This window comes from Chitinasiproducens palmae, assembly GCF_900095735.1.
GTDB lineage: Bacteria > Pseudomonadota > Gammaproteobacteria > Burkholderiales > Burkholderiaceae > Chitinasiproducens > Chitinasiproducens palmae.
The window spans coordinates 241,086-267,498 of sequence record NZ_FNLO01000004.1; the positions used below are offsets into that span (position 1 = coordinate 241,086).

Here is a 26,413-nt window from a genome sequence, read left to right on the forward strand (position 1 = left end):
GCACCGCGGCGGCAGCGCCAGCGAACGGGGAGCGAAGCGATCGGCGGATCGGAGAGCGCATTGACTGGCGCGTCGCGAAAAAGGAAAGCGCGATTGTACTGCAAGCCCCGCGACCGCGCCGGCCCGGCATGCGTGCGTCCCGCGCCGTGCCTAGGGGAAGCTCCCCGATGGCCGGTTGGCCGCGAATCGGCGAGAATGATGCGATGAAACCGTCGTCCGCCCCCGCATCCGCCGCTGCCGCTCAGACCGTTCCGCTGGGCATCCTGCTTGCCGCCGGTTCCGGCAGCCGTTTCGCCGAAGCAGGTGGCGAAGGCCCGAAATTGCTGGCCCCGCTCACCGACGGTCCCGAAACCGGCCTGCCGATCGCCTTCGTCGCCGCGCGGCGCATGCGGGCCGCCCTGCCCCGGGTGGTGGCCGTGGTGCGCGAAGGCGACGGCGCGCTGGCCGACTGGCTCAGCCGCGCGGGTTGCGACGTGTTCACTTCCGCGGAATGCGCGCGGGGCATGGGCGCCAGCCTCGCGGCGGCGATCCGCGCCTTCCCGTCGCCGAGCGGCTGGGTGGTCGGGCTGGCGGACATGCCGTCGATCGCGCCCGCCACCATCCAGCAGATCGCACAGGCCTGCGCCACCGAGGACGCGATCGTCGCCCCGGCCTTCGAGGGCCGACGCGGCCATCCGGTCGCGTTCGGCGCCGCGCACGGCCCGGCGTTGGCGCTGCTCGATGGCGATATCGGCGCGCGCACGCTGGTCGCCTCCTATCCGGTCGAAGTGCTCAACACCCGCGATGGCGGCGTGGTCCGCGACATCGACCGGCCGCGCGATCTGCTCAAGCGCTCCCACTGACGCTCCCTCGGCCCCCTCCGCCCCTTGCCGCGCGCGACCGGCCGGCCATGGCGGCATAGAGCGCGGGGTAGAGGGCCGCATAAAGGGCAGGTACAAAGGCTGGCCTGACGGCAGCAGGCGCTATCATGCTGCTTTTTCCGCACGCAGCGCCCTGCCGATGTCCGCCACCGACTACCTCCGCAAGATCCTGAATGCCCGCGTCTATGACGTTGCACGCGAATCCGAGCTGGATTTCGCGCGCAACCTGTCCGCCCGCTTCGGCAACCGGATTCTGCTCAAGCGCGAGGACAACCAGAGCGTGTTCTCGTTCAAGCTGCGCGGCGCCTACAACAAGATGGCGCAGCTGGGCGAGGCCGAGCGTGCGCGCGGCGTGCTCGCGGCCTCCGCGGGCAACCATGCGCAGGGCGTGGCGCTGGCCGCCTCGCGTCTGAGCTGCACCGCCGTCATCGTGATGCCCGTCACGACGCCGCCGGTGAAGGTCGAGTCGGTGCGCGCGCATGGCGGCGCGTGGGTCGAGGTGGTGCTGGCCGGCGAATCGTACTCGGACGCGTACGCGCGCGCGCTGGAGCTGCAGGCCGAGCGCGGGCTGACCTTCGTGCATCCGTTCGACGATCAGGACGTGATTGCCGGTGCCGGCACCGTCGGCATGGAGATTCTGCGGCAACACCAGGGGCCGATCGAGGCCGTCTTCGTGCCGATCGGCGGCGGCGGGCTGATCGCCGGCGTGTCGGCCTATGTGAAGGCGGTACGGCCGGGCACCAAGGTGATCGGCGTGCAGACGGAAGACTCATGCGCGATGGCGCGGTCGCTGGAATTGGGGGCGCGCGTCGCGCTGGACGAGGTCGGACTGTTCTCGGACGGCACCGCGGTCAAGCTGGTTGGCGAGGAAACCTTCCGGCTCTGCCAGGCGCACGTCGACGAGGTGATCCGCGTGGACACCGATGCGCTGTGCGCGGCCATCAAGGACATCTTCGCGGATACGCGCAGCCTCGTGGAACCGGCGGGCGCGCTGGCCGTGGCCGGGCTGAAAGCCTATGTGGAGCGCGAGGGGCTGCGCGACGCGACACTGGTCGCGATCAATTCCGGCGCCAATCTCAATTTCGACCGGATGCGTTTCGTCGCGGAACGGGCGGAAGTCGGCGAGGCCCGCGAAGCCGTGTTCGCGGTGACCATTCCGGAAGCGCGCGGCAGCTTCCGCCGTTTCTGCGCCCTGGTCGGCGAGCGCAGCGTGACCGAATTCAACTATCGGATCGCCGACCCGGAGAAGGCGCACATCTTCGTCGGCATCCAGACCCGCAACCGCGGCGAACGCGCCGAGCTGGCCGCCGCGTTCGAACAGGCCGGCTTCCCGACCGTCGACCTCAGCAGCGACGAACTGGCGAAGCAACACGTGCGCTACATGGTCGGCGGCCACTCGCCGCTCGCCCACGACGAACTGTTGTACCGCTTCGAATTTCCTGAACGGCCCGGTGCGCTGATGCGCTTCCTGTCATCGATGTCCCCCGACTGGAACATCAGCCTGTTCCACTATCGCAACCAGGGCGCCGACTACAGCAGCATCCTGGTCGGCCTGCAGGTGCCGGCCGCCGAGTCGGCGGAATTCGCCGGCTTCCTGAAGAACCTCGGCTACCCGTGGTGGAACGAGAGCGACAATCCGGCCTACCGCTGCTTCCTCGGTGGTTCCGCCCGCCAAAGTTGATTCATCGGCCGCGCCGGCGCCATCGCGCGAACGAGCGCCGCGGCGCATGGCCGGCGGGAACGGAGCGAACGCAAGGAACGGCAGAACCGACGCGAGCCGGCACCGGCGCGGCCGTCGCGACGTGACGGACCGCAGGCCGGACGCGCCACGCGCCGGCACGCATCATTGGAGTCTAGTATGCACACCCCTGAACAGTCGCCGCTGGGCAAGACCAGCGAATATCGCGAAGAGTACGATCCCAGCCTGCTGTTCGCGATCCCGCGCGCGCAGGGCCGCGACGCCCTCGGCCTGGGCGCCAGCCTGCCGTTTTTCGGCATCGATATCTGGAACGCCTACGAACTGTCCTGGCTCGGCGTACGCGGACGCCCGCACATCGCGATCGCGACGCTGCTGGTCCCGGCCGATTCGCCGAACTTGGTCGAATCGAAGTCGCTGAAGCTGTACCTGGGCTCGTTCTCGCAGAGCCGCTTCGAGTCCGACAGCGTCCTGCGCGCGACGATCCAGGCCGACCTGAGCCGCGCATGCGGCGCCTCGGTTCAGGTGCGTCTGACCCGCCCCGCCGATTTCGGCACCTTGCGGCTCGAAGAACTGGCCGGCACGCCGCTGGACCGGCTCGACTTGGACACGGATCGCTACACGCCCGATGCGTCGCTGCTCAGTGCGGCGCGCGACGAAGCGCCGGTGGAGGAGACGCTGTTCTCGGACCTGCTGCGGACCAACTGCCCGGTCACCGGGCAGCCGGACTGGGGCAGCGTCCAGATCCGCTATTGGGGTCCACAGATCGATCACGCGGGACTGCTGCGCTATCTCATTTCCTATCGGACCCACACCGGCTTCCACGAGCAGTGCATCGAACAGATCTTCGTCGACGTCATGCGCGAATGCGCGCCGCACAAGCTCGCGGTGTACGGACGTTACACGCGGCGCGGCGGCATCGACATCAATCCGTTCCGCACCAATTTCAACCTGCCACTGCCGGACAACGCGCGCACCGCTAGACAGTAGGACGCACGGCGACCTGCTCGCGCAACTGGGTCTCGAACAGACCCAGGGCCGTCGACAACACGTTGAGCATGTCGTCCGGCAGCGCCACCGTCACCGTTTCGAGAAATGCGTTGCGGCGGGGCAGCGCGTCGTCAACGGCGGCCCGTCCCGCCGACGACAGGGACACGTTCGTGATGCGGTTGTCACGGGCGTCGACCGCCCGTTCGATCCAGCCCATCGCCTGCAAGTGCTTCAACTGGCGCGTCAGCGCGCCGGGATCGATCTGCAGATGCTCGGCCAACTGTTTCTGGGAGATCGCTTCGTCGCGCTGATGCAGCGAAAGGAGTACCCGCCAGCGTTGCATCGGCAGGCCGACGGCCGCCTCGAACGCGGCCAGGAAAGTGCGATAGGTCCTGCCGAACTGGCGCATCACCGCCAGCCGTTGATCGAGGTCACTCACGCGCTGCCACCTTGGCGATCCTGCACCGACACCTCATCACTTCGCCTGCGCTCCTTGTCTTCGTCATGCGTACGCCCCGTTCGCGCGATCGCCAGGGACTGCCATCCTCTCGGCCGATGGGTTCATTCGGACATCGTCGGCTCGAGCTTGCGGTGCAGCGACACCGGCGGCACCCGACGCGTCCGCCACATCGCATAGACCGTCACCAACGCGGCGATCGCGATGCCGATGTGGATCGCGCCGACCAACGAGTGACGGGCTGCCTCCACCAGCAGCGCGCCGTTGTCGCCATGCGCGGTCGCATCGGTGACGAAACGCTGCCGGTCGACGGCGTTGACCAGCAGTTGCGGATCGGCCAGCCGGCCATACCAATGTTGCGTGTTCTCGCCGAGGCTGCGCCGCACGCCGGCATGGTACACGGCCTGGATGGTGGTTCCGACCAGCGCGGCGCCGATCATGCCGCCCACCATCCGCAGCGATTGCAGCAAGGCCGTCGCAATGCCCAACTGCTCGCGCGGCGCGGTCTGCTGCGCAAACACCGTCAGGTTGGGCAGGATGAAGCCAAGTCCGACACCGCCGCATAGCATGCCGACCATCAGCACGACCCGCGGCAGATCGGTGGTGGCCACCGCCAGACCGATGCAGGCGACGAACAGCAGGCCGAAACCGATCGGCAGCATGCGGTTCGGCGTCTTCATCCGCGACACCAGCCGGCCGTTGACGATGCTGCCAACGGTGATGCACACCACCAGCGGCGTGATCACCAGGCCGGCTTCCCGCGGCGACCAGCCGAAACCGCCCTGGAACAGCAGCGGCGCGTAGAACAGCATCGCGAACAGCGCGAAGCCGCCGAGCAGCGACAGATTGAACAATTCCGCGAGACAGGGATGACGCCACATCTCCAGCGGCAGCATCGGCTGCGGATGACGACGCTCCCAGAAGAACAGCACCGTTCCGCAAACCACGGTCAGCACCAGCAAACCGCCGGTGTACAGGCTGAAACCGTGCTGCGGGATGATCTCGACCGCCATCTGCAGGCTGCCCAACGTCAGTGCGATCAGCGCGGCGCCAAGCCAGTCCAGCCGCGCGAGCGTACCGGGCTCGACCGTGCGGTGCCGGACGTGCGGCAGGTAACGGCCGACGAAGAACAGCGACAGCGCGGTCACCGGCAAATTCACGTAGAACACCGAGCGCCAGCCCCAACCCTCGGTCAGGATGCCGCCCAGCGACGGGCCGACGGCGTTGGCGATGCCGAACGCCGTACTGATCAGCACCTGCCAGCGCAGCCGTTGCCGCGCATCGGGGAACAGGTCGGGAATGCAGGCGAACGCGGTGCCGACCAGCATGCCGCCCCCGATGCCCTGCAGCGCGCGGCTCCAGACCAGGAAAGTCATGCTGTTGGCCGCGCCGCACAGCAGCGACGCCACCGAGAAGACGACGATCGAGGCCACCACGAAGGGTTTGCGGCCGTAGTAATCGCCCAGCCGCCCGAATACCGGGACGGTCACGACTGAAGTCAGCAGGTAGGCGGTCGCGGTCCACGCGTACAGCTCGAAGCCGTTGAGCTCGGCCACGATGGTCGGTAACGCCGTGCCGACCACCGTCTGGTCGAGCGCCACCAGCATCGTGACGAAAGCCAGCCCAAGCACAGCCAGAAGCGATTCGCGAAACGAACGTGAACTGGTTCCCTGGGCGGCAGGCGCGGGCGAACCATCAGAGGCCACGGACATGAATTGTATAAACAATGATTGATTGCGCAATTATATCGTGACGCGCGTCACCGTGGCGCTCGGCTTCGCCGAATCGTTACCGATTCAGTGCCGATTCAGTGCCGATTCAACACGGATTCCTTGCCGCCCAGTGGCCGTGCCGCGCCCGGCGACACCGATCACGCCCGATGACACTCGAAGGCGTCCACTCGCGTCCGATAGCAATAAAGTCCGATGGATCGCCGCCGCGACGGCATGGCGGCGACGGTCGCGCGCGCCGCTTAACGGCCATGCGGCGGCCGGCAACAACCGCCGACGAGAGGCTGAAAGCAACGTCCAGCGGACGCTCAAGCCAACGCGCGGCGGCAAGCACGCCCGTTCGTTCGACCGGTGCCTGCCTAACGCTTGCGCTGTCCGCTCGACGGGCGAGCGGCGCGGGCGGCCGCCGCGCGGCACGGCTGGCGGCCTCGCGTATGATGGTTCGTTCGTCCCTCGTCCCAGTATTGATCCGCTACGCCATGGAATTCGACCCACCGACTGCATCACCGCCCGCCGCCCGCGCGCCGGGCGCGGCCGATCTGAGCGCCGGCGACCTGGCAACCTTGGCCGACGCGCGCGCCCGTCTGGAGTCGCCGGGACTGGCGTTGCGCCTGGCCAATGCGGTTGGCGCGCCGTTCGACAGGCTGCTCGCCCGCCTGCCCGCGGGCGCGCACGAGATTATTGCCAGTGCGGCGCGCAAGGCGCTCGACACCTCGCTGCAACTGGCCATTAAGACCGCGGGACGGCGTTGGTCGCCGCTCGCCTCGCCCCGCCTGCATACCCTGGCGGTGGCCGGCACCGGGGCGGCCGGCGGTGCGTTCGGCCTTGCCGGGCTGCCGGTCGAGCTGCCGGTGACGACCACCCTGATGTTCCGATCGATTTGCGAGATAGCCCGGCAAGCCGGCGAGAATCTCGACGACCCGGCGGTGCGCCTGGAATGCCTGCTGGTGTTCGCGATGGGTGGACCAAGCCGGGACGACGACGATGCCTCGTTCGGCTATTTCGTAGTGCGCGGCGCGATGGCGCAGATGGTCGGCAAGGCAGCCGGCGAAATGCTCGGCAAGGGCGTGTTCACCGGCGCCACCGGGGCGCTTGCCCGGCTCAGCCACGCGATCGCCAGCCGCTTCGCCGCACGGGTGGGCGAACAGGTCGCCGCCAAATCGGTGCCGGCACTGGGCGCGGTGCTCGGGGCAACGATCAACACGGTGTTCATCAATCACTTCCAGCAGATCGCGCGCGGCCATTTCGCAATCCGCCAGCTCGAACGCCGTTACGGCCAGGATGCGGTCCGGCAAGCTTACGATCGGCTGGCCTGAGCGCCCGGCCGGTCGTCAGGCACGCGGTCAAGGGGTCAGTCCGCGGATGAAGTCGGCTGCCTGCCGGAGCGCCAGACGTGCTTCCGGCAGGACCGCGCAGAAGATCTGCCACGCATGCGGCAGGCCGGTCCAGACGTTCAGCTCCGCCCGGCCACCGGCGTCGCGCACGCGGGTGGCAAGCCGTACGGCGTCATCGAGCAGTACTTCGCTGTCGCTTGCCTGGACGAGCAACGGTGGCAGACCATGCAAGGCGCTGAAAAGCGGCGACGCCAGCGGATGGTCGGCAGGCGTGTCCGCCACGTAAAGCGATGCCGCCATGCGGGTGCCCTCGGCGGTAAACATGACATCGGTGTCGTTGTTGCGGGCCGCCGACTCGCCGCTGGCAGTCAGATCCGTCCAGGGTGAGAACAGCACGGCCCCGGCCGGCAGCGGCATGCCCTCGTCGCGCAAGGCCACTAGCGTAGCAAGCGCAAGCCCACCGCCAGCCGAATCGCCCGCCAGGACGATCGAAGCCGGTTCGATGCCGGCATCGAGCAGACGTTGATAGCCGGCCACCGCGTCGTCGAGCGCGGCGGGAAATGGGTGTTCCGGGGCCAGGCGATAGTCCAGCGAATACAGCTGGGCATCGGCTTCGCAGGCCAGGCGGTCGGTCAGGATCCGGTGGGTGCGCGGCGAGCAGCCGATGTAGGCGCCGCCATGCAGATAGTAGATGGTTCGATGGACCGTGCCGTCAGCAGGTCCGCTCGCCTGCGGCAGCAGCCACTCGTGGCCGCCGGGCAGCCCGCGCAGCAACCAACCGGGCGGCGGGCGTCTTGGCGAGCGCGGGCGCTCGGTAAGACGCCGGGCTCCCGGAAGATCGAAGCGTCCGGGCGCGGTGCGCGGTTTCAGGCCGTAACGCAAGGCCGCGCTCAGCACGGCATTCTGCCAACTCATGACTGGATCTCCGTTGCATCGCGAGCCGCCTGCGCCACTGTTCGCCCGGCGACAACGGTTTATTGCGAAAAACACGGTCTTTCCCGGACTGTCGCTGCACTACACTACGAACTGCGAGAAGCGGGCCCTTTTTCAAAGGTCTCCATCTGTTAACGCGGCCCCGGCCGCGTTTTTTTTTGGGCCGCGGCGGCGACCCACGGTCGATATGCTCTGAAAGGTCCTGCAATGCGCCGGTGAAGGCGCTGGTCGAGCGCCTGCATTGCCCCCGTCCCAGCCAGCCGGCGCCGGATCGGTCGTTTCCCTGGCTGCCGTGCGCGTCAGGCTTTGTCACCGACCGCGATGTAGGCGACGATCTCGATCTTCATGCCGGGGTGAACGAAACCGGCTACCCCGACGCTCGAACGATTCGGGTAAGGCGCACTGAAGTATTCCCGGTAGATCGCATCGATTGCCGGCATGTCTGTCACGTCCTTCATGTAAATCAGCACCTGTGCCACGTCGCGCAGGCTGCCGCCTGCCGCTTCGGCCGCGCGCCGCAGATTGTCGAAGGTCAGGCGGGTCTGTACCTCGATGCTGCCGTCGTCCAGCGTGCCATCGGCGCGGATCGGGCCATGCGCGGTGAAAACGATGGACTGCGTCTGGACTGCCCAGGAGAACGGTTGCGAGTGCTGCGGAAGGCCGATGTCGAGCGTTTTCATGTATCGAAGAGGGGCTGGGTGGTCGGGCTGGATGGTCGGGACCAACGCGCCGCGTCAAACGTCGAGTCAAACGTCGAGTCAAACGCCGCGTCGAACACGACACGGCAGTGTAACGCGCCGCATTGCGGCCCGGTGCGCGGCATCGCGCCGACCGCGGCGGCAAGGTGCGCACCGGCCCGCCGCAATCGAAACGGGCCTCGCGTGCCGGGGCGGACGCGGATGTCGCATGGCAACTGGCGGACGGGGCATGGGAGGTGGCGGACGGGGCGGCGCGGGCCGGCCGCCCCTGTCGACGGCACGACGCCCTCGAACGGCGGATAATGGCGGAGCGCCCGTGGCGCATGTCTGCGTCGCGTCGCGTCGTTCTTCTGGAGATCGCCTTGCCCACCGCCCGTCTCGTGGTCGCCATCACTGGCGCGACCGGCGCCGTCTACGGCACCCGCCTGCTGGCCGCGCTGCGCGAGCACGGCGTCGAAACCCATCTCGTCGTTTCACGTGCCGGCTGGCTGACCCTGCATCAGGAAACCGGGCTCGGCCGCGAGGCGCTCGTGGCCATGGCATCGCACCACTATGACGCCGGCGAGATCGGCGCCCGGCTGGCCAGCGGTTCGTTTCGACACGACGGCATGGTCGTCGCGCCGTGCTCGATGAAAACACTGGCCGCGCTGGCCCATGGCCTGGACGACAACCTGATCACGCGCGCCGCCGACGTCACGCTGAAGGAACGGCGCCGGCTGGTGCTGCTGGCGCGGGAGACCCCGCTGACGCTGGCGCATCTGTCGAACATGACGCTGGTGACGCAGATGGGCGGCGTGGTCATGCCGCCGGTGCCGGCGTTCTATGCGAAGCCGGCGACGATCGATGAACTGGTCGACTACACGGTGCACCGCGTCCTCGACCAATTCGGCATAGGCAGCAACCACGACTACGGCCGCTGGAACGGCGTCGCACCGGCGCGCTGAGCGGGCTCGCCCGGCGCGAGGCCGGTGGTGCGCAGCCGCGCGGGTCGGCACCCGGCGACGAAGGAGGAAGCGAACGATGAAGATTGGCGAACTGGCGAAGCGAACCGGCTGCACGGTCGAGACGATCCGCTACTACGAGCGCGAGGGACTGCTCGATGCGCCGTCGCGCAGCAGCGGCAATTACCGGCTGTACGCGGCGCCGCACGTGAAGCGCCTGACCTTCATCCGCAATTGCCGGGCGCTGGACATGACCCATGGCGAGATCCGTGCGCTGCTGGCGGTCTGGGACAGCCGCGATGCGACCGGCGGACCGGAAGACTGCAGCGCGGCCAATGCGCTGCTGGACGAGCACATCGCGCACGTCGAGACCCGCATCGCCGAGTTGCAAACCCTGCAGACGCAGTTGCTGGCCTTGCGGGAACATTGCGACTGGCCACGCCAGCCAGCCGAGTGCGGCATCCTGCGCGAATTGGCTGCCGACCCTGTCGACGACTGCGCCCCCGTGGCAGGCGCCGTGCACCCGTTGGGCGGCACGCACAGCCACCGCCGCTGATGCCGGCCCCGTCTCCTTTCCTGGCGTCCAACGCCGGGCGGGTCGATGCGGCCGCCGACTCCGTCGCGCACGCCGACGCCGCCGCGAGCGCCGTTATGCCAGCCGGCCAGGCAAGCTCGCCCACGCAAGCCGCCGACGCGAGCGACGACCGGCTGGCCACGCTGCTGCGCAGCCACCGCCGCCTGTTCGTGTTGACCGGCGCGGGCTGCAGCACCGATTCGGGCATCCCCGATTACCGCGACCGCGCCGGCGCCTGGAAGCGGCCGCCGCCCATCGCGTTCGGTCCGTTCATGGCCGAGCCGCTGACGCGCGCCCGCTACTGGGCGCGCAGCATGATCGGCTGGCGCAGCTTCGGGCAGGCGCGGCCGAACCGCGCCCATCATGCGCTGGCCGCGCTCGAAGCCGCCGATCGGATCGAATTGCTGGTGACGCAGAACGTCGACGGACTGCACCAGGCTGCCAACAGCCGCGCCGTCGTCGACCTGCACGGAAGACTCGATGGCGTACGCTGCATGCAGTGTGGCGCACGGCTACCGCGCGCCGACTTCCAGGCCGAACTCGAAGCGCTGAACCCCGATTGGCGCGATTTCGTCGCGCCGGTCGCGCCCGACGGCGATGCCGACCTGGACGGCGTCGATTTCAGCGGCTTCCGCGTACCGGCGCACGCGGCCTGCGGCGGCATCCTGAAACCGGACGTGGTCTTTTTCGGCGAGTCCGTGCCGCGCCAGCGCGTGCTTGCGGCGAGCGATGCGCTCTCCCGTGCCGACGCGATGCTGGTCGTCGGCTCGTCGTTGATGGTGTACTCGGGCTATCGCTTCGCGCTGGCCGCCGCCGAGCGCGGCATCCCGCTCGTCTCGATCAATCGCGGCTTGACCCGGGCGGACGCGCTGCTGTCCTTCAAGGTGGAGGAAGACTGCGGCGACGCGCTGGCGCGCGCGGTGGCCGCAACGGTGCTCCAGCCATGCGGTATCAGCGACGGCGCTTGACCCAGGCGAACCATGCATCTCGGCGCGACGCCGGGATCGGCGCCGGAAACGCGAGGTCCGCCCGGCAGCCTTGCTGTCCCTGAGCCGACGACGCTTGCAGCACCGCGACCGGCCAGCGCGGAATCGCCGAATGCGTCGCTGCCGATGCACGCGCCTTGCACGCGCCTTGCACGATGAGGAGCCGTTGCGTCGAGGTCCGTCTCCTGAAATTAGACCGCCAGCCGCTTAGAATGGGGCACCGGCGCGCACGGCGCGCGGGGCGCGCTGATCCGGCGCGCCACGTCAAAGCCGGCGTTCCCCATCCGCCCTCCTCCACTGCGAAACGACGATGACGAATCCCATCAAGGACATTCCGCTGAAACGAAACGACGGCTCCGCCGCGACGCTGGCCGACTATGCGGGCAAGGTCCTGCTGATCGTCAACGTCGCGTCGAAGTGCGGCCTGACCGCCCAGTACGAAGGCCTCGAAGCGCTGTACCGCAAGCATCGCGCCGACGGTCTCGAAGTCCTGGCCTTCCCCGCCAACAACTTCCGCGGCCAGGAGCCGGGCAGCGACGCCGAGATCGCCGCGTTCTGCCAGACCAACTACGACGTGTCGTTCCCGCTGTTCTCGAAAATCAGTGTGCTCGGCGAGGATCGCCACCCGCTGTACGCCGCGCTGACGCAGGCACAGCCGAAACGCGAGGGCGAAGGCCCGATGCGCGAGCGTCTGAGCCAGCGCGGCATCGAGACCAGCCAAGGCGCGGACGTGCTGTGGAATTTCGAGAAGTTTGTCGTCGACCGCGAGGGCGACGTGATCGCCCGCTTCGCGCCCGACGTCACGGCGGACGATCCGCGCCTGTTGGCCGTGATCGACGCGGCGTTGCAGGACGACTGAACCACCCGCTCGGGTCCCGGCCGATGGCGCGGACTTAGCCTGTCGAAGGCGACCGCCGCGCGCGCGCCGGACCGAATCGGCGATGCCGCCCCGCACTGCCGGACAGCGCGCTTCATGCCTCCGGCCGGCGTCATCGAACCGTTTTGAAACGTCGTTCGGGGCGTCGTTCGGGGCGTCGTTGGAAGCGTCGTTTCCTGCAGCTTCGTTGGGAGCGTCGTTTCGAGCGCCGCGCGACGACCATGCGGTCGCGTTGCCATCGCACCGTGCGGGCCACTCGCGCATTAGCGCACGTCGTGCATTTCGCGCATCGGAGCGCCGCTGGCGCGTTCTCGATTTCCGACGCCAAGGCCGCCGCGACGGAAGCCAGACCCGCCACGACGGCGGCGCATCACACGCGCCGCGTCAAATCCTGCATACACCAGCCCCCATACCGCACCGCGCCCACGGACAGGCCATCGTTCCGCTGCGGCAGCGATGCGCGATGCCCGGATCGCCATGTCGCGTCGCTGAAAAGCGACGGCCCCGGGGCCCACCCGAGCATCGATCGGGTGGGGCCCGCGGGGCCGTTCATGCCGGCATGCGACGGGCTTAGAACGGGATATCGTCGTCCATTTCGTCGAAGCCGCCGCCAGCCGGCGGCATCGAGCGCGACGGCGCATTGCCGCCGCCCTGGCGCGCGGGCGCCCGGCCACCACCGCCACCGCCCGCGGGTTCGCGGCTGTAGCCGCCTTCGTTGCCGCGGCCGTAGTCGTCACCGCCGCCGCCACCGCCACTACCACCGGCGCCGCGGCCGCCGAGCATTTGCATCTGCTCGCCGACGATTTCGGTCGAATACCGGTCCTGGCCGCTCTGGTCCTGCCACTTACGGGTCCGGATGCGGCCTTCGATATAGACCGACGAGCCCTTGCGCAGATATTGGCTGGCGACCTCGGCCAGGCGACCGAAGAAAGCCACGCGGTGCCATTCGGTCGACTCCTTCATGTCGCCAGACTGCTTGTCGCGATAACGGTCGGTGGTCGCAATGCGCAGATTCGCGATCGTGTCGCCGCTCGGCAGCGAACGCGTTTCCGGGTCGGCACCCAGGTTGCCGACGAGAATCACTTTATTGACGGAAGCCATCGCCTCTCTCCTTGATCTTCAAAACCGAAACGGGACCGCGGCCCCCGTTGGACCGGTCCGCACCCGACGCCGCCAGACCCCTCGCCAGCAGCGGCGAGCCAGCGAGCGCCGAGCGCCTCAGCGGCGCCGCGCCGGCGACCGCATGCCGGCCGCAACCAGCAGCCACACGGCCGCCAGCGCCGCAGCCCCGAAAAATACCGCGTCGCCGCCGTTGTGTCTGGCAAGCAGACCGCCCAGCGCGCCGCCCGCGAACAGGCCGAGCGCCTGGGTCGTGTTGTAGACGCCCATCGCGGCGCCCTTGCGCGCGCCAGGCGACAGCTTCGACACCATCGATGGCTGCGACGCCTCGAGAATGTTGAAGCCGGTGAAATAAACCAGCAACGCCAGTCCGATCGCAACGAGCGTAGAAGGGATTTCGGCGAAACACAACTGGCCAATGAGTACGGCGGCGATCCCCGTCAGCATCACCGCCTTCATGCGGCCGTGCTTCTCCGCGGCGATGATCGCCGGCACCATCAGCACGAAGGAGAGCGCCATGACCGGCAGATAGATGTGCCAGTGTTCGGCCACCGGCAACCCGGCTTCCTCGAGCCGGTGCGGCAACACCACGAACAGCGCGGTCTGGGTCGCGTGCAGCACGAACACGCCCAGGTTCAGGCGCAGCAGCTCCGGGTTGCGCAGCACTTCGCCAAACGGAGCGCGCACGTGCACCGGTGGCGTCGGCGCCTCCGGCACGACCCACAGCACGACAACGATCGCCAGCACGGCCAGCACGCCGATCGCGGCGAACAGGCCGCTCATGCCGATCAGCCGGAACACGATCGGTGCGGCGATGATCGCCACGCCGAAGGCAATGCCGATACTGCCGCCGATCATCGCCATCGCCTTGGTGCGGTTGCGCTCGTCGGTCAGGTCCGCCACGAATGCCGTGATCGCCGAGGAGATCGCACCGGCGCCCTGCACCGCGCGGCCGATGACGATCCAGGTCATGTTCGGGGCCAGTGCGGCAATCGCGCTGCCCAGGGCGAACACGAGCAGACCGGCCACGATCACCGGCTTGCGGCCAAGCCGGTCGGACGCCCAGCCGTAGGGAATGTAGAGCAACGACTGGGTGAGGCCGTAGATGCCGATCGCCAGACCGACGATGGTCGCGTTGTCGCCGCCTGGCACCGACTTCGCATAGATCGAGAAGACCGGCATCACCATGAACAGCCCGAGCATGCGCAGGGCGAAGATGGCGGCCAGCGACGCGGTGGCGCGCAGCTCCAGCGGACTCATCCGGGATGGCGACACGGAAGGATTGGACATGGAGACCAGTGGAAGAACGAACGCAAAGGCGCCGGCCACGGCGGGCGCCGGGACCGCGGCACGCGGGAGCCGCGCAAAGCACAGCCGGCACGCGTTCGTCAAGGGGCGCGAGGCCCTGAACCGGAAAAGTCGCTATAGTATCAGGTTTGCCCTCTGCCGGAATCGCTAGGTCAATGGAAGAAATCCGCATCCGCGGCGCCCGCACCCACAACCTCAAAAACGTCAACCTCGACCTGCCTCGGCATCGTCTGGTCGTCGTGACGGGCCTGTCCGGCTCGGGCAAATCGTCGCTGGCGTTCGACACGCTCTACGCGGAAGGTCAGCGCCGCTACGTCGAAAGCCTGTCGGCCTATGCGCGGCAGTTCCTGCAGTTGATGGAGAAGCCGGACGTCGATCTGATCGAGGGGCTGTCGCCGGCGATTTCGATCGAGCAGAAGGCGACGTCGCACAATCCGCGCTCGACGGTCGGCACCGTTACCGAAATCCACGACTACCTGCGGCTGCTGTTCGCGCGCGTCGGCACGCCCTACTGCCCGGACCACCATGTGCCGCTGACGTCGCAGAGCGTCTCGCAGATGGTCGACGCGGCGCTGGCGCTGCCGGAAGACACGAAGCTGATGATCCTGGCGCCGGTCGTGTCGACCCGCAAGGGCGAGCACGCCGACCTGTTCGCCGAAATGCAGGCGCAGGGTTTCATCCGCTTCCGCATCCGCTCGGGCGGCGGCACGACCAATGAAGGCGAGGCCCGCATCGTCGATGTCGACGACCTGCCCAAGCTGAAGAAGACCGAGAAGCATTCGATCGACGTGGTGATCGACCGGCTCAAGGTGCGCGCCGACGCGAAACAACGACTGGCGGAATCGTTCGAGACCGCGCTGAAGCTCGCCGACGGCCGCGCGGTCGCGCTGGAGATGGACAGCGGCCGCGAGCACGTGTTCAGCTCGCGCTTCGCCTGCCCGATCTGCTCGTATTCGCTGCAGGAGCTGGAGCCGCGGCTGTTCTCGTTCAACAACCCGATGGGCGCATGCTCGCACTGCGACGGGCTCGGGCACATCACCTTCTTCGATCCGAAGCGGGTGGTCGCGCATCCGTCGCTGCCGTTGGCGTCGGGAGCCATCAAGGGCTGGGACCGGCGCAACCAGTTCTACTACCAGATGCTGCTCAGCATCGCATCGCATTACGACTTCGACATCGAGCAGCCGTTCGAGGCGCTGGCCGAACCGATGCAGCAACTGCTGCTGTTCGGCTCGGGCAGCGACGAGATTCCGTTCGCCTACATGAACGAGCGCGGCCGCACGACGGTGCGCGCCCATGCGTTCGAGGGCATCATCCCGAACCTGGAACGCCGCTACCGAGAGACCGATTCGGCGGCGGTGCGGGAAGAACTGGCGAAGTATCAGAACAACCAGGTCTGCCCGGTATGCGAAGGCACGCGCCTGCGTCGCGAGGCCCGCAACGTGAAGATCGGCGACGGCGACGATGCGCGCGCGATCTACGAGGTCAGCGGCGTGCCGCTGCGCGACGCGCTCGGCTACTTCCAGCATCTGGAACTGAGCGGCGCGAAACGGGAAATCGCCGACAAGGTGGTCAAGGAGATCACCGCCCGGCTTACCTTCCTGAACAACGTCGGGCTCGACTACCTGTCGCTGGACCGCAGCGCGGAGACCCTGTCCGGCGGCGAGGCCCAGCGCATCCGGCTCGCCTCGCAGATCGGCTCGGGCCTGACCGGGGTGATGTACGTGCTCGACGAACCGTCGATCGGGCTGCACCAGCGCGACAACGACCGCCTGATCGGCACGCTGAAGCACCTGCGCGATCTCGGCAATTCGGTGGTGGTGGTCGAGCACGACGAGGACATGATCCGTGCGTCGGACTACGTGGTCGACATGGGGCCGGGCGCCGGCGTGCATGGCGGCATCGTGGTGGCGCAAGGCACCCCGAAGGAGATCGAGGCCAACGCGGCATCGCTTACCGGCCGCTATCTGGCGGGCGTCGAACGCATCCCGGTACCGGCCGAGCGGCGGCAGCCGGACCCCGAGCGCATGCTGCGCATCATCGAGGCCTACGGCAACAACCTGAAGCGGGTCTCGCTGAACCTGCCCGTCGGTCTGATGACCTGCGTGACCGGCGTATCCGGCTCCGGCAAGTCCACGCTGATCAACGACACGCTGTACCACGCGGTCGCCCAGCACCTGTACGGCTCGTCGACCGAACCCGCGCCGTTCGAGGCGATCGAGGGGCTGGATCATTTCGACAAGGTGATCAATGTCGACCAGTCGCCGATCGGCCGGACGCCGCGCTCGAATCCCGCCACCTACACCGGTCTGTTCACGCCGATCCGCGACCTGTTCGCGAGCGTGCCGGCCGCGAAGGAACGCGGCTACGACCCCGGGCGCTTCTCGTTCAATGTGAAGGGCGGACGGTGCGAAGCCTGCCAGGGCGACGGCATGATCAAGGTCGAGATGCATTTCCTGCCCGACGTCTACGTGCCCTGCGACGTCTGCCATGGCGCGCGCTACAACCGGGAAACGCTGGAGATCCGCTACAAGGACCGCAACATCCGGGAAGTGCTCGACATGACCATCGAGCAGGCGCATGACTTCTTCGCCGCGGTGCCGATCGTGCGGCGCAAGTTGAAGACGCTGCTCGACGTCGGTTTGGGCTATGTGCGCCTGGGTCAGTCGGCGACTACGCTGTCGGGCGGCGAGGCGCAACGCGTCAAGCTGTCACTCGAATTGTCGAAGCGCGACACGGGCCGGACGCTGTACATTCTGGACGAACCGACCACCGGCCTGCATTTCCATGACATCGCACTGCTGCTGCAGGTGATCCAGCGCCTGAGCGAACAGGGCAACACGGTGGTGATCATCGAGCACAATCTCGACGTCATCAAGGGCGCCGACTGGGTCGTGGATCTGGGCCCCGAAGGGGGCGCCGGCGGTGGTCAGATCATTGTGCAGGGCACCCCGGAACAGGTGGCCGCCTGTCCGGAAAGCTTCACCGGCAGGTATCTTGCTCCGCTCCTGCGCGCCGGCCGATGACACAGCGGCGCTTGGCATGGGTACTCAGGGGCGCAAAGCGCGTCGGATGGCGTGCCCGGCCAGCGCGCCGGCGCCCGCGTGAACCAGGAGAACGGAAAAGATGACGGACGGTTCGGCACCGCGACATGCGGCAGGCGTGAGCCCACGCGCGCGTCTGTGGCTCGATGGGACCAGTTATGCGCTGGCGGGATTCGGGCTCTTCATGGTGTTGTGGCTGCACCTGCTGCCGGGCCTGCTGGCGGGTCTGCTGGTCTATCAACTGGTGCACACGCTGGCGCCGCTGCTGGCGCGCCGGCTGTCCGGGCACCGTGCCCGCCTGATCGCCCTGGCCCTGCTGTCGGCGCTGATCGTCGGTGTGCTCACCGCCATCACGCTGTTGGCCATCGCGCACTTCAAGGCGGACGCGGCGCACACCACCCGGCTGTTCGACAAGATGATGGAAATCGTCGATCAGGCCCGCGATCATCTGCCGGCCTGGGCCGATCAGTACCTGCCCGACGACATCGACGACATGCGCGATACGCTGTCGACCTGGCTGCACGCGCACATGGGCACGCTGCAGCTGGCCGGCCGCGAGGCCGCGCGCGCGTTCGCCCACATCCTGATCGGCATGGTGCTGGGCGCAATCGTCGCGGTCGACGCGTCCGACCCGGCCTACCGTCGCCCGCTGGCTGCCGCGCTGATCACGCGTGTCAGCCGCGTGGCCGATGCATTCCGGCGGATCGTCTTCGCCCAGGTCAAGATTTCGCTGGTGAACACCGTGTTCACCGCGATCTTCCTGTTGGTCGCGCTGCCGCTGCTCGACGTGAAGCTGCCGCTTGCCAAAACGTTGGTCGCGCTGACCTTCGTGGTTGGCCTGCTGCCCGTGATCGGCAACCTGATCTCGAACTCGCTGATCATCATCGCCGCGCTGTCGGTCGGTCTGCCGGTGACGATCGCGGCGCTGGTGTTCCTGGTGCTGATCCACAAGCTCGAGTACTTCCTCAACGCGCGCATCGTCGGTGGCGAAATCGAGGCCAAGGCGTGGGAGCTGCTGCTGGCGATGCTGCTGATGGAAGCGGCGTTCGGGCTGCCGGGCGTGGTCGCGGCGCCGATCTACTATGCCTACATGAAGCGCGAGTTGCGGATGCGCGGGCTGGTCTGAGGCCGCGCATCCGGCGCCGTCACGGAAAGACGACGGTCTTGTGGCCGTTGATCAGCACGCGATGCTCGGCGTGCCACTTGACGGCGCGCGCCAGCGCCACGCACTCGACGTCGCGGCCGACCGCGGTCAACTGCTCGGGATCCATGCTGTGGCCCACGCGCGCCACTTCCTGCTCGATGATCGGCCCTTCGTCGAGGTCGGTCGTCACATAGTGCGCGGTTGCGCCGATCAGCTTCACGCCCCGGTCGTACGCCTGGTAGTACGGCTTCGCTCCCTTGAAGCTGGGCAGGAACGAATGGTGAATATTGATCGCGCGGCCCGCCAGCGCGTCGCACAGCGCCGGCGACAGAATCTGCATGTAACGCGCGAGCACGACCAGGTCGATCCGCTCCTGCTGCACCACTTCGAGCACCCGCGCCTCCTGCGCGGCCTTGGCCTGCGCGGTTCCGCCCAGCAGCGGGAAGTGGTGGAACGGGATGTCGTAGGTGGCGGCGAGCTGGTAGAAATCGCGGTGATTCGAGACGATGGCCGCGATTTCGATCGGCAACTGCCCGCTGCGATGACGGAACAGCAGGTCGTTCAGACAATGGCCGTGCTTCGAGACCATGATCATCACGCGCTGGCGCACCGCCTCGTCGTGCAACTGCCAGCGCATGCCGAAACTCTCGGCCAGCGGCGCGAACGCCGCGCGCAGTGCGTCGGAGTCGGCCGCACCGCCGGAGAAGTGCACCCGCATGAAGAAATCGCCGGTCAGTGCGTCGCCGAACTGCGCCGAATCGACGATGTTCGCGCTGCGCTCGGACAGGAAGCCGGAAACCGCATGGACGATGCCCGGTCTGTCCGCGCAGACCAGCGTCAGGATGAAACGGTGTTCGGTCGTCATGACCCGATTCGACTCCTATCTGAAAAATGAGGCGCCGGCCGGCGGTGCCGGCGGCGCAAACAATGCTTCATATGCGGGCGCGTCGCGCACACGCAGCCAACCGTGGCGCTGACAGCAATCGAGCGTGGCAATCGTCGCGTCCACCGTCATCGTGCCGCTGGCGATGATCTCGCCCAGGGCCGCGAGATCGACCTGCCGATGCTCGCTGACCTCGCCGTCCTGCGCGCTCGGCGCGAAACCCGCGGGCAACGCGATGTCGAAGATGAACAGCTGCTCGACCTGCGTACCTTGCTCGACCTCGTTCAGGATGTATGCGCTTCGTCCCACCATCGCGCGTTCGGTCACCGTCTCCGGCAATCCCGACTCCTCCCACGCTTCCTTGACCAGCGCTTCGGTCACGCCGTAACCCCACGCGATGCCGCCGCCCACCAGATTGTCCAGCATGCCGGGATCGGTCGGCTTGGCCAGGCTGCGCCGCGCGATCCACAACGATGGCGCCGGGTCCGCCGCGGTACCGGGCGATTCATCGGCCCCGCCGGGCAAGACCACGCCGTTCGCGTGCACCGCATAGGTGGCGATGCCGAAGAAGCGCGCCGCGGCCCGCTCGATCAGCGCGAATGGCACCGCCTCGAAACGGTTGCGGATCGCGTAGATCTCGTCGCGCCAACCGCGTAGCCTGCCAACGTCCAGCAAGCCGACCGCGGCTTCCTGCAGGGCGGCGCTGCGCGCGTCCGGCGTCTCGAAACGCGGCGCCAGCAGCACGACGCCGCCGCGCTGCTCGAACAACGCCGGCCAGCGCTGCAACAGGCGCGCGTCGTCCTCGCGCAGCCAGCCAACCTGCGCATCGCCGATCACGAACGGCCGGTGCCGCGCAACGTCGAAACGACGCGCCGCCGCCACGCATGGCGGCGTATCAAGCTCAAGCCCGCGCATCGCTGCCTCCGTAGGTCGCACCGCCGGCGCGCATCTTACCGCATCGGCCCAACCGCATCAGTGCCCCGCGAAATCGCACAGCGTGAACAGCGGCAGGCCGGCGGCCTGCAGGCGCGCCGCGCCGCCCAGCTCGGGCAGGCGCACGATCGCGCCGCCTTCGACGACATCGGCGCCAAGCCGGCGCAGCAGGTTCAGCGCCGCCATCATGGTGCCGCCGGTCGCGATCAGGTCGTCGATCAGCAAGACCCGCTCGCCCGGCGCGCACGCATCCGCATGAATTTCGACGGTCGCGGTGCCGTATTCGAGTTGGTACTGTTCCTCGACCGTGCGCCACGGCAGCTTGCCCTTCTTGCGCACCGGGATGAAGCCGGCGCCGATCGCCAGCGCGATGGCCGGCGCCAGGATGAACCCGCGCGCTTCCAAGCCCGCGACATGGGCGATGCCCGCGTTCCGATAGCGATCCGCGAAGGCGCCGACGATCGCGGCGAGCGTGCCGGCGTCGGCCAGCAGCGGCGTGATGTCGCGGAACTGCACGCCGGGGGCCGGCCAGTCGGGCACGGTGCGGGTCTTGCCGATCAGTTCGGCAGCCAGCGCGGCGCGGCGCGCATCATCGGGCGCGGCGAGCCGGAAGCGGTCCGACGTGTCGAGATTGTCAGTCATGGGAAGCCATATTCAAGGGCCGTTGGGCCGTATCGGATGCGCGCCGCGCGGTTGGCGCGCGGCGGTCGCACAATGCAACAGGCGGCGGACCGGGTGCATCGAGCGGCGCGCGCATGCAGCCGGCCGCACGGGGTCCGGCCGCGGGCAGGCCGGAGCAGGCCGGGCGGCGCGTCAGCCGTCGCGTGCGCTCAGACGGGCCTCGGCGTCGGCCAGGGCTTCCGGGGTACCGCGCAGCACGACGATGTCGCCGGCGCGCAGCCTCGCGTCCGGACCCGGCTCGCCGCCGCGGATCCCGCGCCGGCGCAATGCCGTGACCGCGACGTCCAATGCGCCGAGGTCGAGTTCGCCGAGCGTCTTGCCGACCGCGCCGGCCTGCGCGTCGATCTGTATCGATTGTAGCCTGACCCGTTCCCCGTCCGTGTCGCCCTCGTCGTCCGAGCCGTGGAAATAGCCGCGCAACATGCTGTAGCGCGCGTCGCGCATCTCCTCGACCCGTCGCACCACCCGGCGCATCGGGATGCCCATCATCACCAGCATGTGCGAGGCGAGCATCAGACTGCCCTCGACGATTTCCGGGATGACTTCGGTGGCGCCGGCCGCGAGCAGCTTTTCGAGCGACGCATCGTCGACGGTGCGCACCACCACCGGCAATGCGCGATTCAATTCCTGCACGCCCGACAACACGCGCAGCGCCGACGGTACATTGGCGTAGGTGATGGCAAGCGCGCCCGCCCGCTGGATGCCGGCGGCGGTCAATGCCTCGCGGCGGCCCGCGTCGCCGAAGACCACCGATTCGCCGGCCGCCGCCGCGGCCCGCACGCGATCCGGGTCGAGGTCGAGCGCCACGTACGCGATGCCTTCCTGGTCGAGCATGCGCGCGAGATTCTGCCCGGCCCGGCCATAGCCGCAGATGATCACGTGGTTGCTGGTCTTGATCGTCTGCGTTGCGATGCGCGTCATCTGCAGCGCCTGCGCGAGCCAGTCGGTGGAGGACAGCCGCATCGCGATGCGGTCGGCATTCTGGATCATGAACGGTGCGGCCAGCATCGACAACAGCATCGCGGCGAGCGTCGCCTCCGCCACGACCGGCTCCAGCAGCCCGCGTTCAAGACTCAGGTTGAGCAGCACGAAGCCGAACTCGCCGGCCTGCGCGAGGCCCAGGCCGGTGCGGATCGCCACCCCACCGCTGGCGCCGAACGCGCGCGCCAGGCCAACGATGAGCGCCAGCTTGAACAGGATCGGCAACACGAACAGGCCGAGCACGGCGAATGGATGGTGCAGCACGACCGCCGGATCGAGCAGCATGCCGGTGGTCACGAAGAACAGACCGAGCAGCACGTCCCGGAACGGCTTGATGTCCTCTTCGACATGGTGCCGGTACGGCGTCTCAGAAATCAGCATGCCGGCAACGAAGGCGCCCAGCGCCATCGACAGGCCCAGTTGCTCGGTGATGAACGCCGCGCCGAGCGTGACCAGCAGCAGGTTCAGCATGAACAGTTCTTGCGAGCGGCGCCGCGCCACCAGTTCGAACCAACGGCGCAACAGGCGCTGCCCCACGAACAGCACGATCGCCAACGTGATGCCGATCTTCACCGCGGCCAGCCCGAGTGCCGCGGCGATGTCGCCGGTGCCGCGCCCCAGCGCCGCGACCACGATCAGCAGCGGAACCACGGCCAGGTCCTGGAACAGCAGCACGCCGATGATGTTGCGGCCGTGCTCGGCTTCCAGCTCGAAGCGGTCGCTGAGCATCTTGCTGACGATGGCCGTCGAGGACATCGCGAACGCCGCGCCGAGCGCGAGCAATGCCTGCCAGGACATGCCGGTCCAGCGCGACAGGCCCAGCCCGATCGTCATCGTGGCGAGCAGGCAGCCGACCACCTGCGCGAGCCCGAGACCGAACACGATGCGACGCATCGCGCGCAGCCGGCTGAGCGAGAACTCCAGACCGACCGAGAACATCAGAAAGACGATGCCGAACTCCGCCAGGGACTCGACGCGTTGCGGCGCGTCGATCAGCGCGAACGCGTGCGGTCCGATCAGGATGCCGACGCTGAGGTAGCCGAGCATCGGCGGCAGATTCAGGCTGCGGAACAGCACGACGCCGACGACGCTGGCCAACAACAGGAGCAGGGTCAGTTCGAGCGGCGAAATCATGGCGGGTCGCGAAAGCGTTGAGCGGGGAACGAAGGCACCGCGCACGCGGCACGCGAACGGTGTCGGCGGCGGGCTCGCGACAGGCAAAAAGCACCTGCGCGTGCCGCGCGGCCCGCGCGTCGGAGCGCGCGGCGGCGGCACGACAATGCGGCGATGACAGCGTGCAAAGCGCGGCGCGCAGGGGCGCCGGCACGCCCCTGAGCCAGCGGACGCCTTTGATATACTCCGCGCATGATAGCGAAATTCAATGGCGATCGCGCTCTCGACCTCGCGCGCGACGTGTTGTCGATCGAGGCGGACGCGGTACGCGACCTTGCCTCGGCCATCGACGGCGCCTTTGTCGAGGCGGTCGCGCTGCTGCTCGACTGCGCCGGCCGCGTGGTCGTTTCCGGGATGGGCAAGTCCGGCCACATCGCGCGCAAGGTCGCCGCGACCCTGGCCAGTACCGGCACGCCCGCGTTCTTCGTGCACCCCGCCGAGGCCAGCCATGGCGACCTCGGCATGGTGACCGGCGCCGACGTGTTCATCGCGCTGTCGAACTCCGGCGAGACCGAGGAACTGCTGCGCATCATGCCGCTGATCAAGCGGCTCGGCGCGCGGCTGATCGCCCTGACCGGCCAGCCGGCGTCGAGCCTCGCGAAGCTGGCCGACGTGCATCTGCCGGTGGTGGTCGCGAAGGAAGCCTGCCCGCTCAATCTGGCGCCAACGGCCAGCACCACCGCCGCGCTCGCGCTGGGTGACGCGCTGGCGCTCGCGGTGCTGGATGCGCGCGGCTTCGGCGCCGACGATTTCGCCCGCTCGCATCCCGGCGGCGCGCTTGGCCGGCGTTTGCTGACCTATGTGTCGGATGTGATGCGCACCGGCGACGCGGTGCCCTCGGTCGGCACCAATGCCAGCGTCGCCGAGGCCCTTTTCGAGATCACCGACAAGCGTCTCGGCATGACCGCGGTGATCGATGAGACGCGCCGTGTCGTGGGCATCTTCACCGATGGCGACCTGCGCCGCATTCTGGCCAGCGAAGGCGACTTCAGGCAGCGCCCGCTCGTCGACGTGATGACGCGTGCGCCGCGCACGATCGGCGCGTCGCAACTCGCCACCGAAGCGCTGGAGATCATGGAACGTCATCGTATCAACCAGGTGCTGGTGACCGACGCCGATGGCGTGCTGATCGGCGCGCTGAACATGCACGACCTGTTCGCGGCGAAGGTGATCTGATGACAACGCTGACGGCACCGGCCACGCCCGACCACGCGGACTGCATGCGCCGCGCGGCGGCGGTCGAGCTGATGATCTTCGACGTGGACGGGGTCCTGACCGACGGCCGCGTGTACTTCGGCGCCGAGGGCGAGATGCTCAAGGCCTTCAACATTCTCGACGGCCAGGGCATCAAGCTGCTGCAGCGCGCCGGCATCCGCACCGCGCTGATCACCGGCCGGCGCTCGCCGATGGTCGCGCGCCGCGCGGCCGAACTGGGCATCGATCATGTCGCGCAGGGCATCGGCGACAAACGCGCGGCCCTCGATACACTGCTCGCGGAATGCGGGCTGACGCCGGCGCAGGCCGGACACATGGGCGACGACTGGCCGGATCTGCCGGTGATGTGCTGCGTGGGCTTCGCGGCCTGCCCCGCCAACGCACACGCTGCGGTGGCGGCGCGCGCGCACTTCCGCACGGCGCGCAGCGGCGGCCATGGCGCGGTGCGCGACGTGTGCGACCTGCTGCTGCAGGCGCGCGGCGTCTACGACACGCTGCTCGACGCCTATTGCCGGCCTGGCGCCGGCGACGGAGCGCAGCGATGATCCGGCGCGCGCAGTTGCGCGCGGCGGTGCGCGACGACTGGCGCGCGAAGGTCGGCAGGCTGCTGCCGGTGGCACTGCTCGCGGTGCTGGCCGGTGGCACCTACTGGCTGCTGCAACGCGCGCTGCCGACCGAGAAGACGCCGGCAGCCCGCGCCCGCATGCACGTGCCCGACAGCTTTGCCGACCGGCTGTCGGTCACCTCGCTCTCCGAGAAGGGGCAGCCGGTGTACCGGCTCACCGCCGATCACATGATCCGCTACGAGGACACGCAGGTCACCGAGATCCAGCAACCCGCGCTGCGCTCCTTCACGCCCGGCGAGCCGGAGGTGACCGTGACCGCCCAGCGCGGCACCGTCAGCGCCGATCAAGCCGTGATCGACCTGTATGATCAGGCGCATGTGGTGCGCGACGCGGCGCCGGACGCGCCCGAAATGCAGGCGCTCTCCGAGCATTTCCGGGTCCTGGTGAACGACGACGTGGTCGAAACCGAAAAGCCGGTTAAACTGCTGCGCGGCCCTTCGGTCACGAACGCCAGCGGCATGGTGTACAACAACGTGACGCGTCAGCTGCGCTTGCTCGGACAGGTGCGCGGCTCCATCGCCGCCGCGGAATTCAACGGAGGCGCGCGTCCGCGGGCCACCGCCAATCAGTAAAGAACCCAGGATGAAGCAAACGTCGGCCTCACGAATTTTCCCGCGCGCGGCGCATGTGCTGGTCAGCACGTTCGGCGCCGCCGCGCTGTTGTGCACGCCGCTTGCGCACGCGGAGCAGGCCGATAGCGGCAAGCCGCTCGTCTTCGATGCCGCCAATCTGAGCTACGACGATCTCAAGCAGATCACCGTCCTCACCGGCGATGTGGTGCTGACCAAGGGCACGATCGTGATTCGCGCCGACCGTGTCGAGATCCGCACCGATCCGCAGGGCTATCAATACGCCCAGGCGACGATGAATTCGAACAAGCTCGCGTACTTCCGCCAGAAGCGCGACGCGGTCGACGAGTACATCGAAGGCAATGCGAAACGCATCGACTACGACGGCAGGAACGAAGTCACCACGCTGACCGGGCAGGCGATCGTCAAGCGGCTGGCCGGCCTGAGCACGGTGATCGACCAGGTCCAGGGCAACCAGATACGCTACGAGCAGCAGACCGATCGCTACACCGCCACGTCGAGCGCCGGCACCACGAGCGGCGGACGCGTGCGCGGCATGCTCGGGCCCCGCAATGGCGGCGCGGCGCCGCTGCAGGGACGGACCTCGCTGACGCCGTCGACCAGCGTGAACTCGAGCAGCCAGCCATGAGCCGGCCGAGCGAAA

General features: G+C 68.3%; 24 protein-coding genes. 14 read left to right on the top strand and 10 right to left on the bottom strand.

The window, feature by feature from the left end; translation table 11 throughout:
- Window positions 1-203: 203 nt before the first annotated feature.
- The 3 genes from BLU54_RS08780 (at window position 204) to queF (ending at window position 3,546) form a co-directional block, all read left to right on the top strand.
- The gene (locus BLU54_RS08780; protein WP_091907399.1) at window positions 204-842 is read left to right on the top strand and encodes a nucleotidyltransferase family protein; all 639 of its coding nucleotides are present in this window, start codon (window positions 204-206) and stop codon (window positions 840-842) included.
- Window positions 843-999: 157 nt separating this feature from the next.
- On the top strand, window positions 1,000-2,541 hold the full coding sequence (ilvA, locus tag BLU54_RS08785; RefSeq protein ID WP_091907126.1) for a threonine ammonia-lyase, biosynthetic: 1,542 nt from the start codon (window positions 1,000-1,002) through the stop codon (window positions 2,539-2,541).
- 177 nt (window positions 2,542-2,718) lie between these two features.
- Window positions 2,719-3,546: an NADPH-dependent 7-cyano-7-deazaguanine reductase QueF gene (gene queF / locus BLU54_RS08790; RefSeq protein ID WP_091907128.1), complete on the top strand. Its 828-nt coding sequence runs from the start codon at window positions 2,719-2,721 to the stop codon at window positions 3,544-3,546.
- Here the strand turns inward: queF and BLU54_RS08795 are convergent.
- Together BLU54_RS08795 and BLU54_RS08800 are read right to left on the bottom strand one after the other, a co-directional pair.
- Complete coding sequence (locus tag BLU54_RS08795) at window positions 3,536-3,955, bottom strand: MarR family winged helix-turn-helix transcriptional regulator (RefSeq protein WP_091907401.1); 420 nt, start codon at window positions 3,953-3,955, stop codon at window positions 3,536-3,538. The two genes, queF and BLU54_RS08795, sit on opposite strands and share 11 nt — an antisense overlap.
- A gap of 152 nt (window positions 3,956-4,107) precedes the next feature.
- A complete protein-coding gene (locus BLU54_RS08800; RefSeq protein ID WP_091907130.1) occupies window positions 4,108-5,715 on the bottom strand; it encodes an MDR family MFS transporter in 1,608 nt (535 codons plus the stop codon).
- Window positions 5,716-6,212: 497 nt separating this feature from the next.
- Between BLU54_RS08800 and BLU54_RS08805 the strand changes: the two genes are divergently transcribed.
- Window positions 6,213-7,049 (top strand): EcsC family protein, encoded by an 837-nt coding sequence (locus BLU54_RS08805; RefSeq protein WP_091907132.1) that lies wholly within the window; start codon window positions 6,213-6,215, stop codon window positions 7,047-7,049.
- Window positions 7,050-7,076: 27 nt separating this feature from the next.
- Here BLU54_RS08805 and BLU54_RS08810 read toward each other — a convergent pair whose 3' ends face one another.
- Together BLU54_RS08810 and BLU54_RS08815 are read right to left on the bottom strand one after the other, a co-directional pair.
- Complete coding sequence (locus BLU54_RS08810; RefSeq protein ID WP_091907134.1) at window positions 7,077-7,982, bottom strand: alpha/beta hydrolase; 906 nt, start codon at window positions 7,980-7,982, stop codon at window positions 7,077-7,079.
- A gap of 317 nt (window positions 7,983-8,299) precedes the next feature.
- Complete coding sequence (locus tag BLU54_RS08815) at window positions 8,300-8,680, bottom strand: RidA family protein (RefSeq protein WP_091907136.1); 381 nt, start codon at window positions 8,678-8,680, stop codon at window positions 8,300-8,302.
- 341 nt (window positions 8,681-9,021) lie between these two features.
- Here BLU54_RS08815 and BLU54_RS08820 point away from each other — a divergent pair, with 341 nt between their 5' ends.
- The 4 genes from BLU54_RS08820 (at window position 9,022) to BLU54_RS08840 (ending at window position 12,058) form a co-directional block, all read left to right on the top strand.
- A complete protein-coding gene (locus BLU54_RS08820) occupies window positions 9,022-9,642 on the top strand; it encodes a UbiX family flavin prenyltransferase (RefSeq protein ID WP_091907403.1) in 621 nt (206 codons plus the stop codon).
- Between the two features lie 76 nt (window positions 9,643-9,718).
- Window positions 9,719-10,195: a Cd(II)/Pb(II)-responsive transcriptional regulator gene (cadR, locus tag BLU54_RS08825; RefSeq protein WP_091907138.1), complete on the top strand. Its 477-nt coding sequence runs from the start codon at window positions 9,719-9,721 to the stop codon at window positions 10,193-10,195.
- Between the two features lie 95 nt (window positions 10,196-10,290).
- Window positions 10,291-11,181: an NAD-dependent protein deacetylase gene (locus tag BLU54_RS08830; protein ID WP_091907405.1), complete on the top strand. Its 891-nt coding sequence runs from the start codon at window positions 10,291-10,293 to the stop codon at window positions 11,179-11,181.
- A gap of 328 nt (window positions 11,182-11,509) precedes the next feature.
- On the top strand, window positions 11,510-12,058 hold the full coding sequence (locus tag BLU54_RS08840) for a glutathione peroxidase (RefSeq protein ID WP_091907142.1): 549 nt from the start codon (window positions 11,510-11,512) through the stop codon (window positions 12,056-12,058).
- A gap of 588 nt (window positions 12,059-12,646) precedes the next feature.
- On the opposite strand, the gene ssb is transcribed toward BLU54_RS08840, so the two are convergent.
- Both ssb and BLU54_RS08855 read right to left on the bottom strand, forming a co-directional pair.
- Entirely contained in the window at window positions 12,647-13,177 is a 531-nt protein-coding gene (gene ssb, locus BLU54_RS08850; protein ID WP_091907146.1) for a single-stranded DNA-binding protein, read from the bottom strand.
- 117 nt (window positions 13,178-13,294) lie between these two features.
- Complete coding sequence (locus BLU54_RS08855; protein WP_091907408.1) at window positions 13,295-14,485, bottom strand: MFS transporter; 1,191 nt, start codon at window positions 14,483-14,485, stop codon at window positions 13,295-13,297.
- A gap of 173 nt (window positions 14,486-14,658) precedes the next feature.
- Here BLU54_RS08855 and uvrA point away from each other — a divergent pair, with 173 nt between their 5' ends.
- Entirely contained in the window at window positions 14,659-17,526 is a 2,868-nt protein-coding gene (gene uvrA / locus BLU54_RS08860; RefSeq protein WP_091907148.1) for an excinuclease ABC subunit UvrA, read from the top strand.
- 100 nt (window positions 17,527-17,626) lie between these two features.
- Window positions 17,627-18,670, top strand: coding sequence for an AI-2E family transporter (locus BLU54_RS08865; RefSeq protein WP_091907152.1), 1,044 nt, complete (start codon window positions 17,627-17,629; stop codon window positions 18,668-18,670).
- Window positions 18,671-18,689: 19 nt separating this feature from the next.
- Here BLU54_RS08865 and purU read toward each other — a convergent pair whose 3' ends face one another.
- From purU to BLU54_RS08885, 4 genes are all read right to left on the bottom strand, one after another.
- Window positions 18,690-19,553, bottom strand: a complete 864-nt coding sequence (gene purU, locus BLU54_RS08870; RefSeq protein WP_091907154.1) for a formyltetrahydrofolate deformylase — start codon at window positions 19,551-19,553, stop codon at window positions 18,690-18,692.
- Window positions 19,554-19,568: 15 nt separating this feature from the next.
- Window positions 19,569-20,486 (bottom strand): NUDIX hydrolase, encoded by a 918-nt coding sequence (locus tag BLU54_RS08875; protein WP_091907156.1) that lies wholly within the window; start codon window positions 20,484-20,486, stop codon window positions 19,569-19,571.
- A gap of 57 nt (window positions 20,487-20,543) precedes the next feature.
- Window positions 20,544-21,146 (bottom strand): adenine phosphoribosyltransferase, encoded by a 603-nt coding sequence (locus BLU54_RS08880; RefSeq protein ID WP_091907158.1) that lies wholly within the window; start codon window positions 21,144-21,146, stop codon window positions 20,544-20,546.
- A gap of 171 nt (window positions 21,147-21,317) precedes the next feature.
- Window positions 21,318-23,300 (bottom strand): monovalent cation:proton antiporter family protein, encoded by a 1,983-nt coding sequence (locus tag BLU54_RS08885; protein WP_091907160.1) that lies wholly within the window; start codon window positions 23,298-23,300, stop codon window positions 21,318-21,320.
- Between the two features lie 231 nt (window positions 23,301-23,531).
- On the opposite strand from BLU54_RS08885, the gene BLU54_RS08890 reads away from it, so the two are divergent.
- The 4 genes from BLU54_RS08890 to lptA are packed head-to-tail and all read left to right on the top strand — an operon-like array spanning window position 23,532 to window position 26,398.
- Window positions 23,532-24,515, top strand: a complete 984-nt coding sequence (locus BLU54_RS08890; protein ID WP_091907162.1) for a KpsF/GutQ family sugar-phosphate isomerase — start codon at window positions 23,532-23,534, stop codon at window positions 24,513-24,515.
- Entirely contained in the window at window positions 24,515-25,099 is a 585-nt protein-coding gene (locus BLU54_RS08895; protein ID WP_091907164.1) for a KdsC family phosphatase, read from the top strand. Before BLU54_RS08890 ends, BLU54_RS08895 begins: the two co-directional genes overlap by 1 nt.
- Window positions 25,100-25,113: 14 nt before the next feature.
- Window positions 25,114-25,752, top strand: a complete 639-nt coding sequence (gene lptC / locus BLU54_RS08900; RefSeq protein ID WP_235837862.1) for an LPS export ABC transporter periplasmic protein LptC — start codon at window positions 25,114-25,116, stop codon at window positions 25,750-25,752.
- A 10-nt stretch (window positions 25,753-25,762) separates the two neighbouring features.
- Window positions 25,763-26,398: a lipopolysaccharide transport periplasmic protein LptA gene (gene lptA / locus BLU54_RS08905; protein WP_091907168.1), complete on the top strand. Its 636-nt coding sequence runs from the start codon at window positions 25,763-25,765 to the stop codon at window positions 26,396-26,398.
- Window positions 26,399-26,413 lie beyond the last annotated feature (15 nt).